This window comes from Luteibacter sp., assembly GCF_009912395.1.
GTDB lineage: Bacteria > Pseudomonadota > Gammaproteobacteria > Xanthomonadales > Rhodanobacteraceae > Luteibacter.
In genome coordinates, this window is sequence record NZ_WNDO01000001.1 from 30,776 (window position 1) to 48,120 (window position 17,345).

At 66.6% G+C, this 17,345-nt stretch carries 17 protein-coding genes and 1 pseudogene; 15 read left to right on the plus strand and 3 right to left on the minus strand.

From position 1 onward, the window contains the following. Positions 1 to 404: 404 nt before the first annotated feature. Positions 405 to 614 carry a cold-shock protein gene (locus GAK28_RS00145; RefSeq protein ID WP_291773583.1) on the minus strand — a complete coding sequence of 70 codons (210 nt, stop codon included), beginning with the start codon at positions 612 to 614 and terminating at the stop codon, positions 405 to 407. Between the two features lie 336 nt (positions 615 to 950). On the opposite strand from GAK28_RS00145, the gene GAK28_RS00150 reads away from it, so the two are divergent. Further along, positions 951 to 1,418: a hypothetical protein gene (locus tag GAK28_RS00150; protein WP_291773585.1), complete on the plus strand. Its 468-nt coding sequence runs from the start codon at positions 951 to 953 to the stop codon at positions 1,416 to 1,418. Here the strand turns inward: GAK28_RS00150 and GAK28_RS00155 are convergent. Beyond that, positions 1,407 to 2,681 carry a crosslink repair DNA glycosylase YcaQ family protein gene (locus GAK28_RS00155; RefSeq protein ID WP_291773587.1) on the minus strand — a complete coding sequence of 425 codons (1,275 nt, stop codon included), beginning with the start codon at positions 2,679 to 2,681 and terminating at the stop codon, positions 1,407 to 1,409. The genes GAK28_RS00150 and GAK28_RS00155 overlap by 12 nt on opposite strands. Positions 2,682 to 2,795: 114 nt before the next feature. Here GAK28_RS00155 and GAK28_RS00160 point away from each other — a divergent pair, with 114 nt between their 5' ends. Both GAK28_RS00160 and GAK28_RS00165 read left to right on the plus strand, forming a co-directional pair. Next, positions 2,796 to 3,302: a hypothetical protein gene (locus GAK28_RS00160; protein WP_291773589.1), complete on the plus strand. Its 507-nt coding sequence runs from the start codon at positions 2,796 to 2,798 to the stop codon at positions 3,300 to 3,302. A gap of 142 nt (positions 3,303 to 3,444) precedes the next feature. Next, the gene (locus tag GAK28_RS00165; RefSeq protein ID WP_291773591.1) at positions 3,445 to 4,512 is read left to right on the plus strand and encodes a phospholipase A; all 1,068 of its coding nucleotides are present in this window, start codon (positions 3,445 to 3,447) and stop codon (positions 4,510 to 4,512) included. Between the two features lie 52 nt (positions 4,513 to 4,564). Here the strand turns inward: GAK28_RS00165 and GAK28_RS00170 are convergent, their stop codons facing one another. Then, a complete protein-coding gene (locus GAK28_RS00170) occupies positions 4,565 to 5,047 on the minus strand; it encodes a peptidylprolyl isomerase (protein WP_291773593.1) in 483 nt (160 codons plus the stop codon). Positions 5,048 to 5,233: 186 nt separating this feature from the next. Here GAK28_RS00170 and GAK28_RS00175 point away from each other — a divergent pair, with 186 nt between their 5' ends. The 12 genes and pseudogenes from GAK28_RS00175 to GAK28_RS00230 all read left to right on the plus strand — a co-directional run bounded on the left by GAK28_RS00175 (position 5,234) and on the right by GAK28_RS00230 (position 17,192). After that, positions 5,234 to 7,228, plus strand: coding sequence for a biotin carboxylase N-terminal domain-containing protein (locus GAK28_RS00175; RefSeq protein WP_291773594.1), 1,995 nt, complete (start codon positions 5,234 to 5,236; stop codon positions 7,226 to 7,228). Between the two features lie 11 nt (positions 7,229 to 7,239). Next, positions 7,240 to 8,133 carry a hydroxymethylglutaryl-CoA lyase gene (locus GAK28_RS00180; protein WP_291773595.1) on the plus strand — a complete coding sequence of 298 codons (894 nt, stop codon included), beginning with the start codon at positions 7,240 to 7,242 and terminating at the stop codon, positions 8,131 to 8,133. A 125-nt stretch (positions 8,134 to 8,258) separates the two neighbouring features. After that, positions 8,259 to 8,744: pseudogene (locus GAK28_RS00185) on the plus strand (GNAT family N-acetyltransferase); the annotation flags it as partial. 132 nt (positions 8,745 to 8,876) lie between these two features. Beyond that, positions 8,877 to 9,230: a GNAT family N-acetyltransferase gene (locus GAK28_RS00190; RefSeq protein ID WP_291774470.1), complete on the plus strand. Its 354-nt coding sequence runs from the start codon at positions 8,877 to 8,879 to the stop codon at positions 9,228 to 9,230. Further along, positions 9,227 to 9,781 carry a GNAT family N-acetyltransferase gene (locus GAK28_RS00195; RefSeq protein ID WP_291773596.1) on the plus strand — a complete coding sequence of 185 codons (555 nt, stop codon included), beginning with the start codon at positions 9,227 to 9,229 and terminating at the stop codon, positions 9,779 to 9,781. The genes GAK28_RS00190 and GAK28_RS00195 overlap by 4 nt, the downstream gene beginning before the upstream one ends. A gap of 157 nt (positions 9,782 to 9,938) precedes the next feature. Continuing rightward, positions 9,939 to 10,706 carry an SDR family oxidoreductase gene (locus tag GAK28_RS00200; RefSeq protein ID WP_291773597.1) on the plus strand — a complete coding sequence of 256 codons (768 nt, stop codon included), beginning with the start codon at positions 9,939 to 9,941 and terminating at the stop codon, positions 10,704 to 10,706. Between the two features lie 25 nt (positions 10,707 to 10,731). Beyond that, positions 10,732 to 11,295 carry an elongation factor P-like protein YeiP gene (yeiP, locus tag GAK28_RS00205; RefSeq protein ID WP_291773598.1) on the plus strand — a complete coding sequence of 188 codons (564 nt, stop codon included), beginning with the start codon at positions 10,732 to 10,734 and terminating at the stop codon, positions 11,293 to 11,295. 187 nt (positions 11,296 to 11,482) lie between these two features. After that, positions 11,483 to 13,480 carry an FUSC family protein gene (locus GAK28_RS00210; RefSeq protein WP_343161797.1) on the plus strand — a complete coding sequence of 666 codons (1,998 nt, stop codon included), beginning with the start codon at positions 11,483 to 11,485 and terminating at the stop codon, positions 13,478 to 13,480. Positions 13,481 to 13,568: 88 nt separating this feature from the next. Continuing rightward, positions 13,569 to 14,594 carry an amidohydrolase family protein gene (locus GAK28_RS00215; protein ID WP_291773599.1) on the plus strand — a complete coding sequence of 342 codons (1,026 nt, stop codon included), beginning with the start codon at positions 13,569 to 13,571 and terminating at the stop codon, positions 14,592 to 14,594. Between the two features lie 96 nt (positions 14,595 to 14,690). Further along, positions 14,691 to 15,188: a hypothetical protein gene (locus GAK28_RS00220; protein WP_291773600.1), complete on the plus strand. Its 498-nt coding sequence runs from the start codon at positions 14,691 to 14,693 to the stop codon at positions 15,186 to 15,188. A 19-nt stretch (positions 15,189 to 15,207) separates the two neighbouring features. Continuing rightward, positions 15,208 to 16,488 (plus strand): kynureninase, encoded by a 1,281-nt coding sequence (gene kynU / locus GAK28_RS00225; protein ID WP_291773601.1) that lies wholly within the window; start codon positions 15,208 to 15,210, stop codon positions 16,486 to 16,488. Further along, a complete protein-coding gene (locus GAK28_RS00230) occupies positions 16,485 to 17,192 on the plus strand; it encodes a hypothetical protein (RefSeq protein WP_291773602.1) in 708 nt (235 codons plus the stop codon). Before kynU ends, GAK28_RS00230 begins: the two co-directional genes overlap by 4 nt. Positions 17,193 to 17,345: the final 153 nt, after the last annotated feature.

Below are 17,345 nucleotides of genomic sequence, written 5' to 3' on the forward strand. Positions count from 1 at the left end.
GGAATGCATGGTGGGGTGATGCGATGGAGCGTAAAGAGTCGCTTACATCGGGTCACTCGCGTGACCGCGCAAACACAGTAAGGGGATCATAACCACATTTTCCGGAAGTTCTGTAGGGGAATTCCTACAGGGGGCGAATTTTTGACGCCGATCACGCCTTGATACGTGAAGAAACCGCGAAATCAAGCCCTCTATTCCGGAATTGGTCCATCCAACCGTCCCAAACCACGCCGACCATCATCCGGAAGCTATTGCCTCAACAGGTAATTATGCCGACCGCCCTGCATGTCAGAAAAAGACGACATGGATTATATGCAGATTCGGCATGATCACTTCAGCGTTTGCCCAAATAAAAAAGCCGGGCGTTTCGGCCCGGCTTTTCAAACTTCAAAAATGAACGAGGCTTAGGCCTTGTTCACTTCCTCAGCCTGCAGGCCCTTCTGGCCGGTGACGACCTTGAAGGAGACCTTATCGCCCTCGGCGAGCGACTTGAAGCCGTTACCCTGGATGGCACGGAAGTGCACGAACACGTCCGGGCCGTTCTCACGGGAAATGAAGCCGAAGCCCTTGGCGTCGTTGAACCACTTGACGGTGCCGATCTCACGATCCGACATAGAAACACTCCAATAACAATCATAACGAATAAAACCAGTAACTTATGAGAAGTTACCGCTTACTGGTGTGCAAGGAAACGCGAGGAGCGAAGCGATGTTGCGGACTCGTGATCAGCGGCATCGGGTCAACGTAACTCAATGACCCCGGCAAACACAGTGCGGCGATCATACTCGGCTCTGAGACAAATAGCGATGCCGGGAACCGTTCGAGGCCGGCCCGGTCCGGCCGCTAACGCCACGTTCACCCATTCCGGGCACATCCTTGCGAAGTGTCGCATGCCTCGTGCGACCACCAGACCATCCACTGCCCACGCTCAACAAGGGGGACCGCCGACCATGACCCAATCCCTGACTCGTATTCTTCCGCTGGCCCTCGGCCTGCTGGCCCTGGCGGCCTGCTCGGACCACAACACCCGCTCCACCAGCACCTCGACCCGGACGACGACGTCCACGACGGCGGCCCCCGCCACATCGGGAACCAGCAAGACCGTCACCAAGACGAACACCACAAGCGCCCGCCCGATCGCCGCGAAGGAAGCCCCGCTGCCCGACAGCACGGGTATCGCCGCCTGTGACGAGTACCTCGCCAGCTACAAGAGCTGCCATCTGGCAGCAGGCGTGTTCCCCCGCGACCAGATCGAATCGCGTTACGAGATGATGCGGACGAGCCTGCTCAAGCAGTCCCAGGATCCGGACATGCGCGACCAGCTCGGCGCCCGCTGCTCCTCGCTGGCCAGCCAGCTGAAGGACGTGCTCAAGGGCCGGTCCTGCACGGACGTGCCCGCCCCCGCCTCAACCCGCTGATCGCACAGCCAAGGCACGCGTGAGCAAGCCGGCCAGCCCCCTGGGGCGGCCGGCGTCCACGGCAATCCGAGGCGTGCCGTGCCAATCCGCGCATTCATGGATCGCGGCGGCGACGCCCTTGAGCAGCTCCTGGGTAGGCTCCACACCGTCTTCCAGCCATAGGCCCAGCACCTGGAAAAGCCCCGCCTGCCGGTGCGCCTTGGCGTCGAGTCTGCCCACCAGGCGGCCGCGATGCAGAATGGGCAACACGTAGTAGCCGTAGCGGCGCTTGGCCGCCGGCACGTAGCACTCGATCGTGTACTCGAACCCGAACAGATCCAGCGCCCGCGCACGATCCCACACGACGGGATCAAAAGGCGACAGCAACGTGCTGCGCGTCGCCCGCAGTGCGCCGCGAGCCGCCTCGCCAAGAAGATCCGCGTGATCGCGATGCACATAGGCGGGCTCGTCCCATCCCACGACATCCACCTCGAGCAGCATGCCCTCAGCGACGAGCGGCGCGAGTTCGGCAGGCGTGACACGCGGACGCAGGCGGAAATAGTCGGCGATCCAGCGCGCCTTCGCGATGCCCAGTGCATGAACGCTGCGCAAGATGAAATGCCTGCGGACCGCGTCTTCGTCCATCGACGCCTGTGGGGGCGGATCGGACCAGCGCGCCGTCACCCGTTCCGCCAGGTCGTAGACGCGCTGGAACCGATCGCGTCGCAACACCATCAGGTCGCCCAGGGCGAACCAGGCCTCCAGCCAGCGCTTCTCGGGCTTCCATCCCCACCACCCTGACGTCCCCGGCGATTCGCGCTCGAAGTCTGCCGCGCGCAGCGGCCCCTGCTCGCGGATTCGGTGCAGCAATGCGTCCATGTCCGCGCGGGATTCGTCATGCGCACGCCTGGCGTTCTTCGATGCCCAGTGGCCCGCACGACCCAGTCGATAATCGCGGTGATAACGGTATTCGGCAGCCGGCACGAACGAGGCCTCGTGCGCCCAGCATTCGGCGATGCGCCCCTCGGCGAGCGCGTCGTCGAGCCATTCCGACCGGTACGCGCCGAGCCGGGAGAACAACACGAGATAGGGGCTTCGTGCCACCACATGGATGGTGTCGATCTGCAACACCTCCATCGCGGCGATGCAGGCATCGACGTCCGTGGGCCTCGCCTTGCGCGTGCGTTTGCGCAACAGGCCCTGCGCCGCGAGATGCAGCAACTGGGCAGAGCGATGGGAGAGCACAGGGCGCGTGGAGGGATCGTCGGATGCGCGTGACGCCACGGTGGAGGCCTGTTCGCAGTTGGGCCGCCATTAAAACGCTCCTTGCTAGCGTCGGCAATGCCGTCGCGGAAACTATGCCGCGATACCTTACCACGCTGACCCAAGGAGGCTTTCATGAAGAAGCAAGTTCGCGCCGCGATCCTCGGTGCTTCACTGCTCATGGCCGGTACCGCGTTCGCACAGAACGTGCCGGCCGCCGGCCAGCAGGTTCCACCGCCGCCGCCGGGTGAGGCGACGCCGCCCCCGCCGCCGGGCTCGATGCCACCCCCGCCTCCGCCGCCGGCCAACGACGCGACGATGCAGCAGAACCCGCCCGCGCCGGCCATGCCGCCGCAACCGGCATCTGCAGCCCCGCCGCCCCCGCCGCCGGGCGGAGCCGCCGCCATGAACACGCCGCAAGGTCAGGTCACGGTGAACAGCGCGCCGGCGCCCGCCAAGCCGTCCGGCCCCGCCCCGGACTTCAAGTCGCTGGCGGGCAAGAAGGGCTATATCACCGAGAAGGACGCGTCGCAGTATCCGCTGCTGGCCAATGACTTCGACTACGCAAGCCACAAGAGCGGCAAGGTCACCAAGGCACAGTACGAAGCCTGGGTAAAGAAGTCGGGCGCCAGCGGCCAGTAACCGCGAACGATCCGATGCACCTATGACGGAGGGCTTCGGCCCTCCGTTTTCGTTCATGGCGCCGCTGCACGTTTTTCACACATCGGCAGCGGCTACACTCCCCGCGTCGATCGGCCGGAGCGCCGATCCAAGGGAGCCAACCATGAATCGTCACACCGCCGCGCGTGCGCTCGGCGCCTGGGCCTGCATCCATGCGGGACTGGCGTTCGCGCAGAACCCCAGCCCCACGGACATCCGTGCCTGCTCGGCCATCGAAACCGATGCGCAGCGACTGCTCTGCTATGACAAGGCCGTGGGTCGCACGCAGATGCCACAGGCCGCGAAGAAAGAAGACATCAAGGCCGACTCCGTCAGTGTGGACCTCGCCACGCGCAACTCGCGCGATGTCGCGCGTCCGCTATCCTTGCTGGACAGCCGCTGGGAACTATCACCCGAGTCCAAACTGGGTACGCTCAACCTGCGCGGCTACAAGCCCACCTATGCCCTGCCCGTCTTCATGGCGTCCCGGCAGAACACCTTGCCGCACAGTCCGGCGGAAGGCCGCACCGTCACCACGCCGCAGGACCTCGACAAGGTCGAATCGAAGTTTCAGATATCACTCAAGACCAAGGTCGCCGAAACCCTCTTTGGCGACAATGGCGATCTTTGGGTGGGCTATACCCAGTCGTCGCGCTGGCAGGTCTACAACAAGGAGAATTCGCGCCCCTTCCGCGAAACCAACTACGAGCCCGAGGCCCTGCTCGTTTTCAACACGCATTACGACGTGTTCGGCTGGACGGGCCGCCTGGCCAGCATCGGCATCAATCACCAGTCCAACGGCCGGGCCAATCCGCTGTCGCGCAGCTGGAATCGCGTGGTGGCGGACATCGGCTTCGAACGCGAGGGCTGGACGATCATGCTGCGTCCGTGGTGGCGCATCCCCGAAAACCGCAAGAACGACGACAACCCGGATATCCAGGACTACATGGGTCGGGGTGAGATCCAGGTCGTGCACGAACTGGGCCGCAATGAATTCGCCCTGGCGGCACGACATTCGTTCCGCACCGGCGACCGCTCGCATGGCTCGCTACGCTTCACCTGGAGCTTCCCGGTGATCGACAACCTGCGCGGCTACATGGAAGTGTTCAACGGGTATGGCGAGAGCATGATCGACTACAATCACCACGCGACGTACCTGGGCGTGGGTGTGTCGTTGCTCGATTGGTACTGAGGTTATAACTGGTCGCGCGCAAGGCGCGCGACCAGTTCAGCGCTTTCGACGATCAGTGGTGATGACCACCCTCACCATGCACGTGGCCGTGGGCCAGCTCTTCGTCGGTCGCGGCGCGCACGTTGGTGATTTCCACCGCGAAGTGCAGGGTCTGGCCGGCGAGCGGGTGGTTGCCGTCGACGGTGACGTTGTCGCCGTCGATCTTGGCGATGGTCACGTTGATCGAGCCCTGGTCGTTACGACCCTGGAACTGCATGCCCGGCTGCAGGTCTTCCACGCCCTGGAACGCCGCGCGTGGCACCACCTGGACGAGTTCGTCGTGACGCACGCCGTAGCCCTCTTCCGGCGCCACGTCGACCTTGAACTGGTCGCCCGTCTGGCGGCCAGCCAGGGCGTTCTCCAGGCCCGGGACGATGTGGCCTTCGCCATGGATGTAGGCCAGCGGCTCGCGACCTTCCGAGCTGTCGATGACGTTGCCCTGGTCGTCGGTCAGCGTGTAATGGAAGGAAACGGCGTGGCGGTCGGCGATCTGCATGAAATTCTCGCTTTAAAGGGAAAGAAGGGGGCGAAGACCCGTCCCCGGATGTCCAAGGCTAGGGGACCTGCCCCCCTCACTGCAAATCCGCGGCGCCGCCGATGCTGCGCCGCAACCCGCCACGACGGCGGATTCTGCTAGTTTTGGCGGTTTCCCACTCCCCCTTTTCGCCACGCCGGGAACCGCATGTTCGACTGCATTCTGATTGCCAATCGTGGCGAAATCGCCTGCCGCGTGATCCGGACCTGCCGCCGCCTGGGCATCCGCACGGTCGCCGTCTACTCCTCCGCCGATGCCGACGCCCAGCACGTCCGCCTGGCCGACGAGGCCTGGCCCATCGGCGGTCCGCGCCCCGCCGAGTCCTATCTGCGCGGCGACGCCATCATCGAGGTCGCCCGCCGTACGGGCGCGCAAGCCATCCACCCGGGCTACGGCTTTCTGTCCGAGAACACCGACTTCGCCCGCGCCTGCGAGGCGGCAGGCATCGTCTTCATCGGCCCGCGTCCCGCCAGCATCGACGCCATGGGCTCCAAGGCGGCCGCCAAGGCCTTGATGGAAAAGCACGCCGTGCCGCTGGTGCCCGGCTACCACGGTGAAGACCAGGACCCCGCGCACCTTGCCGCCCAGGCGGAGCGCACCGGCTTCCCGCTGATGATCAAGGCCGCCTCGGGCGGCGGTGGCAAGGGCATGCGCATCGTGCGCGATGCAGCAGCCTTCGCCGAGGCCCTGGCATCCGCCCAGCGCGAGGCGGCCAACGCCTTCGGCGACACCCGGGTGATCCTCGAACGCTACGTTGAGCATCCGCGCCATATCGAGTTCCAGGTGTTCGGCGACACCCACGGCAACGTGATCCACCTCAACGAACGCGAATGCTCGGCCCAGCGTCGCTACCAGAAGGTGCTGGAGGAAACCCCCTCGCCCTTCCTCGACGAGGTCCGCCGCGCCCGCATGGGCGAGGCAGCCGTCGCCGCGGCCCGCGCCGTGGACTACGTGGGCGCAGGCACCGTCGAGTTCATCGTGGGCCAGGACGGCGAGTTCTTCTTCATGGAGATGAACACCCGTCTCCAGGTCGAACATCCCGTCACCGAGGAAACCCTCGGCCTCGACCTCGTGGAATGGCAGCTGCGCGTCGCCGCCGGCCTGCCCTTGCCCCTGCGCCAGGAAGACATCCACGCGAACGGCCACGCCATCGAGGTACGCCTGTACGCGGAAGATCCTGAAGCCAACTTCCTGCCGGGCTCCGGCAAGCTGGTCGCCCTGCGGCTGCCGACACCGTCGCGCCATGTGCGCCTCGACGGCGGCGTGGTCGAAGGCGACACGGTGACGATCTTCTACGACCCGATGATCGCCAAGCTGATCGTCCACGACCGCGACCGCACCCAGGCGCTGGAGCGCCTGCGCGAAGCACTTGCCGTTACCGACATCGTGGGCCCCAAGTCCAACGTGGCCTTTCTCGAGCGCCTCTCCCGGCATCCGATCGTGGTCGAGGGACGCATCGACACGGGGTATCTCGATCGCCACCTCGACCAATTCCTCGCCGCCGGCACCGTCGCGGGCGACACAGAACGCTCCGCTGCCGCCGTGGCGCTGCTGCTGGCCGACGAAGTCTCGCCGATCCGAGCATCCGGCGATCCGCACTCGCCCTGGGCCAGCGCCGACGCCTGGCGCCTGGGTCACGCCGGCAAGCGTGTCGTGGCCTTGATGGAAGGCGATGTCCGCCATGAGATCGAAGCCCACGGCCACGACGGTCATTACGTGCTTCACGAAGGCGGCACGAGCTGCACCGTGGCTGGCGCCCGCCTCGTGGATGGCGTGCTGTCCGCGCGCTTCGACGACCGCTCGCGCCGGATTCCCCTCGCCATCACGGGCAACCGCGTCCGCCTGCACGACGAACAGGGTCGCCGCTGGCTGTTCGAACGCGCCCCCGCCTTCGCCTGGGGTGGCGCCGAAGGCGCCGGTGCGGCGCAACTGGTGGCGCCGATGCCGGGACGCATCGTGCTGGTGCGTGCCGCACCGGGCGACACGGTCGAGGAAGGCCAGGAACTGCTGGTGATGGAAGCCATGAAGATGGAACTTGCCTTGAAGGCGCCGCGTGCCGGCACCATCGAGTCGATATCCGCCGCCCAGGGCGATTTCGTGGACGCCGACAGCGTCCTCGTCCGCTTCGCCGAGACGGCTTGACCGGAGTTTTCATGAACGACCATGTCCGTATCGTCGAAGTAGGCCCGCGCGACGGCCTGCAGAACGAGAAAACCCTGCTGCCGGCGACGGTGAAGATCGAACTGATCGACCGCCTGTCCGACACCGGCCTCGCCACCATCGAGGCCACCAGCTTCGTCAGCCCGAAATGGGTGCCGCAGCTGGCCGACGCCGCCGAGGTGTTCACCGCCATCCGCAAGGCGCCCGGCGTGGTGTATCCCGTCCTCGTGCCCAACCTGCAGGGGTACGAGCGGGCGCGCGAAGTGGGCGCCACCGAAGTCGCGGTATTCACCGCCGCGTCGGAAGCCTTCAACCGGAAGAACATCAACGCCTCCATCGACGAATCGATCGAGCGCTTCGCGCCCGTGCTCGAACGCGCCCGCGCCGATGGCGTGGCCGTGCGCGGCTATGTCTCCACCGTGCTCGGCTGCCCCTACCAGGGCGAGGTACCGGTGAGCGATGTCGTCCGTGTCGCGAAGCGCCTGCACGACCTCGGCTGTCATGAAATCTCGCTGGGCGACACCATCGGCGTCGGCACGCCGGCCAAGGCGCGCGCCATGCTTCGCGCCGTCGCCAGCGAGGTGCCAATGGCCGCGCTCGCCGTGCATTTCCACGACACCTACGGCCAGGCGCTCGCCAACATCCTTGCCTGCCTCGAAGAAGGCGTGCGCGTGGTCGACAGCGCCGTCTCCGGCACGGGCGGCTGCCCGTATGCGAAGGGCGCGACGGGCAACGTCGCCAGCGAGGACGTCGTCTACATGCTGCACGGCATGGGCATGACCACGGGCGTCGACCTCGACCGCCTCGTCGCCACCGGCGCATGGCTGGCGACGCAACTCGGCAAGGACACCGCCAGCCGCGTGACCAAGGCGCGCACGGCCGCCTGACCGGAACGGCCGCGCGCCAGGCGACGATTCGTCTCGCGCGCGGACAGCCACTGTAGGAGCGCGCTTGCGCGCGACCCGCCAACGAAGCGGTGACGCGGCGCCCCTCCCCATGGCAGCATCGGACCATGCCATCCGATCTCATCCTCCGCCCCATCGAACCGCGCGACGATGCCCAGGTCGCTGCGGTCATCCGCAGCGTCATGCCGGAATTCGGCGCCGACGGTCCCGGCTTCGCCATCCACGATCCTGAAGTGGACACCATGTCCACCGCGTACGCGATGCCACGCAGCGCCTACTTCGTCGTCGAGAAAGACGGCAAGGTCATCGGCGGCGCAGGCATCGCCCCCCTGGAAGGCGGTGACGGCGACACCTGCGAGCTGCGCAAGATGTACTTCCTGCCCGAGGCACGCGGCATCGGTGCGGCGTCGAAACTCATGCGCCTGTGCCTGGATGCCGCACGACGCGCCGGCTTCTCGCGTTGCTACCTCGAAACCCTGACGGGCATGGACGCCGCACAGGCGCTTTACCAGCGCCACGGCTTCACCCGCATCGACGCGCCGATGGGCGGCACCGGCCATTTCAGTTGCGACCGTTTCTACCTGCGCGGCCTCAACGACGGCGACCTCACCGTGGCGCCCTCGCCGCCGTCGCTGAGCTTCGCCATCGACGATCCCGGTCGTCCGGACGTGCTGCCGCTCATCGAGCAACTGCACGGCTACCTGTCGGACCTCGACCGCCATCCCGTGCCGCCCTCGGTCACCATCGACAGCCTGCAACGCCCCCACGTCACATTCATGACCGCCCGTGTGGACGGCACGCCGCTCGCCTGCGGTGCGGGCGTGGGCTACGACGACTATGTCGAGCTGAAGTACATGTACGTGCTGCCGGCCTGCCGCGGCATGGGCCTGGGCAAGCAGATGCTGGAGGCGCTGGAGAACGAGGTCCGCCGCAGCGGTGGTCGGATGGTCCGCTTGGAGACCGGCACGGCGCAGACCGAATCCATCGAACTCTACGAGCGCGCGGGCTACCGTCGCTGCCCGCCCTTCGGCGAGCACAGGGCCAACGCGGCCAGTATCTTCATGGAGAAATCCCTTTGATCCGCATCGCCACCGAGGCCGACGCCGACGCGTGCCACGCCATCTACGCGCGCGTGGTCGAAACCAGCGCGATCACCTTCGAAACGGAACTGCCCGGCGTCGAGGCCATGCGCGGACGCATCCGCACCCGCCTCGCCACGCATCCGTGGCTGGTCTGGGAAGATCAGGGCGAAGTGATCGCCTATGCCTACGCGGGCCGCTTCCGCGAGCGAGCCGCCTACGACTGGATCGCCGAGACCTCGATCTACGTCCATGAGAAAGCCCGTCGCCGCGGCATCGCCCGCCGCCTCTACGGCGCGTTGCTGGAAGCGATGAAGCGGCAGGGCATCAACCAGGCCGTGGGCGTCATCACCCTGCCCGGCGAGGGCAGCGTGGCGATGCACGAGGCCATGGGCTTCGCCCCTGTCGGCGTCTGGCCCAAGGCCGGCTACAAGCTCGGCCAGTGGTGGGACGTCGGCGTGTGGAGCCTGTTCATCAGCGAGCCCGCGGTGCCGCCCGTACCGGTCGTGCCGTTCGAAGAACTGGTGGCGCGGGGCGACCTCACGTACTGAGGCTATCGCGCGCAAGCGCGCTCCTACAGAGCAATGGCGGCACATTCGGTCGCAGCCGTGCGCGCGACCGCTCCGGACATCGTGCAGCGCCACAACCAGCGCCCCCGGAAGCCGCTAAACTGGGCCTCTTTGCCTTACGTCATCCTCTGGAGTCCCCATGCAGCTCGATCAGGTCAAGGCCGTCATCACCGGCGGCGCTTCCGGTCTCGGCCACGCCGTGGCGCAGCGCCTCGTCGCCGCTGGCGCGAAGGTCGCCCTCTTCGACGTCAACGAAGAGAAAGGCCATGCCGCAGCCGCCGCGCTCGGCAGCCATGCCAGCTTCCAGCGCACCGACGTCACCTCCGAAGACGGCGTGGTCGCCAACGTCGCTGCCGCCCGCGAGGCCATGGGTGGCCTGAACGTGGTCGTGAACTGCGCAGGCATCCTTGGCGCCGGTCGCGTGCTGGGCAAGGAAGGCCCCATGCCGCTGTCGACCTTCTCCGGTACCATCATGGTGAACCTCGTCGGCAGCTTCAACGTCGCCAAGGCCGCCGCGCAGCTGATGCAGTCCAACGAACAGGGCGAGGACGGCGAGCGCGGTGTCATCGTCAACACCGCATCGGTCGCGGCCTACGAAGGCCAGATCGGCCAGGCCGCCTATTCGGCATCCAAGGGCGGCGTGGTCGGCATGACCCTGCCGATGGCCCGCGAACTGGCCCGTTTCGGCATCCGCGTGAACACCATCGCTCCGGGCATCTTCTGGACGCCGATGGTCGATGGCATGCCGCCGCAGGTGCAGGAGTCCCTGTACGCCTCCATCCCCTTCCCGTCGCGCCTGGGCAAACCGGAGGAATTCGCCGACACCGTCGCCTTCCTCATCACCAGCCGCTACGTCAACGGCGAGACGATCCGCCTCGACGGCGCCGTCCGCCTGGCCCCGAAGTGATTCAACCCACCTACGTGCAGACACCATGAAAGCATCCGACGTAAAGAAAGGTAACGTCGTCGAGAACGACGGCATCGTCTATCAGGTCCGCGACATCGAGCGCAGCTCGCCCACCGCGCGCGGCGGCAACGTGACGTTCCGCTTCACGCTGTATTCGATCCCGGGCAACCGCAAGTTCGACCTCAGCCTGCGCGCCGACGACGAACTGAAGGAAGTCAGCCTCGATCGTCGCCAGGCGAAGTTCTCGTACATGGACGGCGAGGCATTCGTCTTCATGGACGACGAGGACTACACCCAGTACACGCTCGACGCGGCCGTGGTGGGCGACAACGCTGGCTACATCGTGGAAGACGTCGAGGGCTACTACGTGCAGGTGATCGACGACGCGCCGGTCGGCCTCCAGGTACCCACCTCGGTCATCCTGACCGTGAAGGACACCGCGCCAGAAATGAAGGGTGCCAGCGCCACCAAGCGCAGCAAGCCGGCGACGCTCAATACCGGCATCGAAATCCAGGTGCCCGAGTACATCACCAACGACGAAAAGGTGTGGGTCAACACCCTCACCGGCGAGTTCGCGGGCCGCGCCTGATGAACCGTGCGGGACGGCATCGTCGCCCGACGTTGCCGTCCCGCCTTGCCGCTCGCGCTACAGTCAGCAACACTGGGGCAGAATCCTGCGTTCAACGGATGAAACCCTGCACACCATGAGCAATGGCTACTCGCTCCGCGCCAGCGTCCTCGATGCGCTGATCCGGACGAAATGACCCGACGTCCCCATGCGGGTTGCGCTGCGCAACACCGCGGCCGTCGTGCTGCCGCTCGCCATCGGCCTCTACAGCGGTCATCCGCAGGTCGGCATCGGCATCGCCGCCGGCGCGCTCGACACCATGTTCTCGGACCAGCCTGGTCCATACCAGCAACGCCTCACCCGACTCTTCCTTGCCGCCCTCGCCGCGGCGGCGGCTTCGCTTGTGGGTTTTCTCATCGGCGACCACATCGTGCCCATGAGCATCGCCTGCGCGATCTGCGGCTTCCTTGGCGGCATGCTCGTAGTGTTCGGACCGGACATCGCCCGCGTGGGCATGACCAGCATGCTCCTGCTGGTGATCACGGCGGCCACACCACAAGATGTGCGCGGCGCGTTGTCGGGCGGCGGGTTGATCTTCGCCGGTGGCATGTTGCTGGCCCTGTTCTCGGTCACCGCGTGGCCCTTGCAGCGCTATCGCCCCGAACGCCTCGCGCTCGCCGACGTGTATCGCGGCCTGGCGGAGCTGGCCCGCAAGCCGCAGAAGGACGGCGAGGCGCCCGGACTCAGCGACGCGATGAACACGTTGCAGACCACCCTGCTCGGCCGCTACCACGCGCGCGGCCGCGCCATGGAAGCCTTCCGCGTGCTGCTGGAGCTGGCCGAGCGCATTCGTCTCGAACTGGTCGCCATGGCCGAGCTGGAAACGCGTCGCGACGGCATGGGCGAAATGTTCCGTAACGATGCGGCGCGCGTGCTCGCCGCCATCGCCGAAGCGGTCGACGCCGCCGAGCCGCCGCAGCGCGCCGAACGCGCGCTGGCGACCTTGCAGGCCAGTGAGCGCGCCCTGCTCGCCGGCAGCAGCGGCACGGGGTTGTCCGCCCATATCCAGGCCTTGTCGGGCCAGCTCGCCGCCGTGGTCCGTAACGCGAACTGGGCAGGCAGCCGCGGTGAAGAACGCGCGCAGCGTGCTGAAACCACGCTGCCCGACACATTGCGCAGCGCCTCGGCGCTATCCACCCTGCGCGCCAACATCACCACGGGCTCGGTGGCCTTTCGTCATGCGGTGCGCTGCGCGGTGGTGCTCACCCTCGCCTTCGCCGTGTCGCGCTACTACGAACTGCCGCACGGTTACTGGCTGCCGATGACCGCCGCAATCGTGCTTCGCCCGGACTTTGCGGCCACGTTCAACTTCGGCCTGCTGCGCGTCGTCGGTACGATTCTCGGCCTGGTACTGACCAGCCTGCTGCTGCGCTTCACGCCGGACGCCACCTGGGCGCACATTCTGATGCTGGGCGTGCTTTGCGTGATCTTCCGCTACCTCGCCGGCGCGCATTACGGCATCGCCGTCGCCGCGCTGACCGGCACCGTCGTGGTCCTGCTCGCCTTCGAAGGCGTGGAGTCGAACACGGCCATGCACGACCGCGTGCTCAACACGGCCCTCGGCAGCGGCCTCGCCCTGCTGGCCTATGTGTTGTGGCCGTCCTGGGAACGGCATCGCGCGCGCAACGCCTTGTCGGACATGCTTTGCGCCTATGCCGACTACCTCGACGCGCTCGTCGTGCCCGCCGATGCCGGGCGCCGCCACGAGGTTCGTATGGCCACGCGTACGGCGCGAACCAACGCCCTGGCCTCGGTCGATCGCATGCGTACCGAGCCGGGCACCCCGGGCGTGTTGCAGGAACTGGCGGAGACCCTCTACGCCAACGGCAACCGCCTTGCCCGAACGGCGATGACCCTCGAAGCCCTCATCGACATGGGCGACGTGCCGGAAGACTGGAAGCACGTCGGCCCGTTCATCCACGAGGCCTCGGTGGAACTGCGCCGCCAGGCCGAGGCGCTGACCCGTACCGAGGGCATTTCCATGCCACCCGCGCTGCGCGAGCACCAGCGCAACCTGGTCGAAGCGCTGTCGCGCGGCAAGGACCGCGAATTCGCCGATGCCGTAGGCCGCCTCACCGACCGCCTCACCGACAACGTCGACACCATCGCGCACGTGGTAACCCGCCGCAGCACCACCCCCTTGTAGGAGCGCGCTTGCGCGCGACCCACGGCAGCGGGCCAGGATTGCTGCACCGCCAGAGGCATCCCGCTGCGCTCGGTCATACACTCGGGCCATGCTGAAGATCGACACCCACGCGCACATCCTGCCCCGTGACTGGCCCGATCTGGCGGCCCGCCACGGCGATATCCGCTTTCCGGTGATGACCCACTCCCAGGGCCACCATCGCATCTACAAAGACGGCAAATTCTTCCGCGAAGTCTGGGAGTCGGCCTTCGACCCGGCCCATCGCATCGCGGACTACGCCCGCTTCGGCGTCGGCGTGCAGGTGGTGTCCACCGTGCCGGTGATGTTCTCGTACTGGGCCAAGGGCCACCAGGCGCTGGAACTGCACACCCACCTCAACGACGCGATGGCCGAGGTCTGCGAAACGCATCCGCGCCATTACGCCGGTATCGGCACCGTACCCTTGCAGGCGCCCGACCTCGCCATCCGCGAGCTGGAACGCTGCATCGGCGAGCTGGGGCTCCAGGGCGTACAGATCGGCTCGCACTGCAACGCGTGGAACCTCGACGCACCGGAGCTGTTCCCGTTCTTCGAGGCCGCCGCCGACCTGGGCGCGGCGATCCTGGTCCACCCCTGGGACATGATGGGCACCGACACGATGCCCAAATACTGGCTGCCGTGGCTGGTGGGCATGCCGGCAGAACAGTCGCGGGCAGCCTGCGCGCTGATCTTCGGCGGCGTGCTGGAACGCCTGCCCTCGCTGCGCGTGATGCTCGCGCACGGCGGCGGCAGCTTCCCGTATTCCATCGGGCGCATCGAGCACGGTTTTCGCATGCGGCCGGACCTCGTCGCCACCGACAACGCCCGCAATCCACGCGAGTACCTGCATCGCCTGTATTTCGACTCCTGCGTGCACGACGACGCGGCGCTGCGCTACCTGCTGGACACCGTGGGCGACGACCGCGTGATGCTCGGCACCGACTACCCTTTCCCGCTCGGCGAGCAGGAGCCCGGTAGCGGCATCGAGGCGCTGGGCCTCGACGACACGACACGCGCGCGGCTGTTCCACGGGACCGCCCTGGAATGGCTTGGCGTCCCCTTGCAACGCTTCCAGCCCGTCGCTGCCGTGGCGTGACGGGGCGCACAGGCGGCGAGCGCGACACCTACGCCGCTTGTGCCAAAATGCCGCTGTTACGCGGCCTGGCCGCGTCCAGAACCCAGGGGAACACGAGTGATCCGTCCGCTGCCCTTCCTGCCGCTCGCCCTGCTGCTCGCGAGCGCCGCCGTCGGCGCCACCGATGTCACCATGGCCGGCGGCGATATCCGCTTCGCCGTGCCCGACAAGTGGGTTTCCATCATGCAGTCCGAGGGCGAGACCGAGTCGCAGGTCTTCCAGGTGCCCGGCTCCAGCGCCGCCGACGCCACGCTCGCCCGGGTCTCGGTCACCCTGAAGAAAGTCCCCAACCTGATCGCCTTCCAGCAGTTCTCGGGCGACCTGCGCAATCGGGCGACCAGTCTCAAGGAGTATGCCGCCGGCAAGCCGAAAGGCCCGACCGAGAACATCTACTCCGCGAAGGAAGGCACCGTGAAGCTCGACTACTACGAGCGTTATTTCTTCGCCAACGGCTACGCCATCCAGCTGCGCTGCATCCGCCCGGCCAACGACGCGAAATTCGGCGCGACGTTCGACAAGGGCTGCGCCGACGTCGCGGCCAGCATGCCCTCCTGATCCCCTTGAGTCGCGTTCCATGACCTCATTCGAAGCCACGCGCGCCTGGGCCGATGCCCAGGATGCCGCCGATCCGTTGCGCGCCTTCCGCGACGACTTCCACATCCCGCCGCACCACGGTCGCGACACGCTGTACTTCTGCGGCAACTCGCTAGGCCTCCAGCCGAAGGGCGTGGCCGCCGCGCTCCAGGCCGAACTGGAAGACTGGTCGACGCTGGCGGTGGAAGCGCATTTCCGCGGTCGTTCGCCGTGGATGCATTACCACGAGTACGTACGCGACGGCCTCGCCAGCGTGGTCGGTGCGAAGCCCGTGGAAGTGGTCGCGATGAATTCGCTGGGCGTGAACCTGCACCTGATGATGGTGAGTTTCTATCGCCCCACCCCCGAACGTCCCGCCATCCTCATGGAAGCCGGCGCGTTTCCCACCGATCGCTATGCGCTGGAATCGCAGGTGCGGTTCCATGGGTTCGATCCGGCGACCGACCTGATCGAGCTTCAGCCCGACGGCCCCGGCGGCACGCTGTCGATGGACGCCATCGAGCGCGCCATCGCCGAGCACGGCCACCGCGTGGCGCTGGTGCTGTTGCCGGGCGTGCAGTACCGCACCGGCCAGGTCTTCGACATCCGACGTATCGTCGAACTCGGCCATGCCGCCGGCTGCATCGTGGGTTTCGATCTTGCGCACGCCGCCGGCAACCTGCCGCTGGCCCTGCATGACGATGGCCCGGACTTCGCCGTGTGGTGCACGTACAAGTACCTTAACGCCGGCCCCGGCGCCGTGGCGGGCGCGTTCGTGCACGAACGCCATGCCCGCGCCGACGTGCCACGCTTTGCCGGCTGGTGGGGTCATGACAAGTCCACCCGCTTCCAGATGGGACCGACCTTCGTGCCGACGCCGGGCGCGGATGGCTGGCAGTTGTCCAATCCGCCGATCATGGCGCTGGCACCGCTGCGTGCGTCGCTAGAGGTCTTCCAGCGTGCGGGCATGCCTGCGCTGGTCGCCAAGAGCCGCCACCTCACCGCCTATCTCGATTGGCTGATCCGCGAACGGCTGGATGACACGCTCGACATCGTGACGCCCAACGATCCGGCGCAGCGTGGCGCGCAGTTGTCGATCCGCGTGCGTGCGGGTCGTGATGCGGGTCGTGCTCTATTCGAATATCTCGAACACCACGGCGTCATCGGCGACTGGCGCGAGCCCGACGTGATCCGTCTCTCGCCCACGCCGCTCTACAACCGCTATGCGGATTGCCTGGGCGCCGTGGAAGCCATCGAAGCCTGGCGGAATACGCAGGCATGAGCGCAGGTAACCTTTACCCCTCGCCACACGTGGAGCGCGGCGACGGCTTCGCGATGCAGGCAACCACGTACTGGCTGCGTGTTGTGCCCAGTCGCGTGTTGTTCGGGCTGATGGCCGGTGGTCGCACCGTCGCCCTGCCCGAGGTACCGAAAGGCATCGGGCACGGTGGCCTGGAGGCGGTCGCCATGCGCTATCGCACGGCCGTATACAACGTGAGCAGTCACTGGTTGCGTGACAACCCCGCCGTTACCGACCGCTACGCCGAGGCGTTTCGCGAGGTGGTCGCCAGCAAGCATGCGCGCCTCGATGGCTATGCGAAACGCGTCGCCACCATGGGCACCATCGAGTTCTTCCTGGGCCCCGAACTGGATCGCACGGAACTCGACGTGGAGCTGGAGGACGGTTCGTTCGCCCATGCCATGCACCTGTTGAAAACCACGCCACGCGATGCACGCGTCGCATTCGCCGCCGCGCCGGAACCGGGTGCGTCGCCCTATGCAGATCCCTATTTCCTCGCGGGCAACCAGTCGTGGATCGACGGGAATCGTCTCTTGATCGAGTTCGATCCTGAAGAAGGTGGGCGCGCGGAGACCATCGCGCTGGATCGCGATCAGTTCGCGGGGGCGTTGGAGCGGTGTTGGTACACGATGATGGACGTGTCCGATCGCATTCGTGCAGGATTGGGCGAAACTCTCGATAAATAAGCCGCTGCAGGAGCGCGCTTGCGTGCAATGGGCGTTAAGGGCAACCCCGTATCGCACGAAAGCGCGCCTCTACACTTCGGACTCCGGAAAGACAGGACGCACCGCATAGTTTCGACGACTAGCTGTGCCAATCAGAACATATCTTGCGCGAGA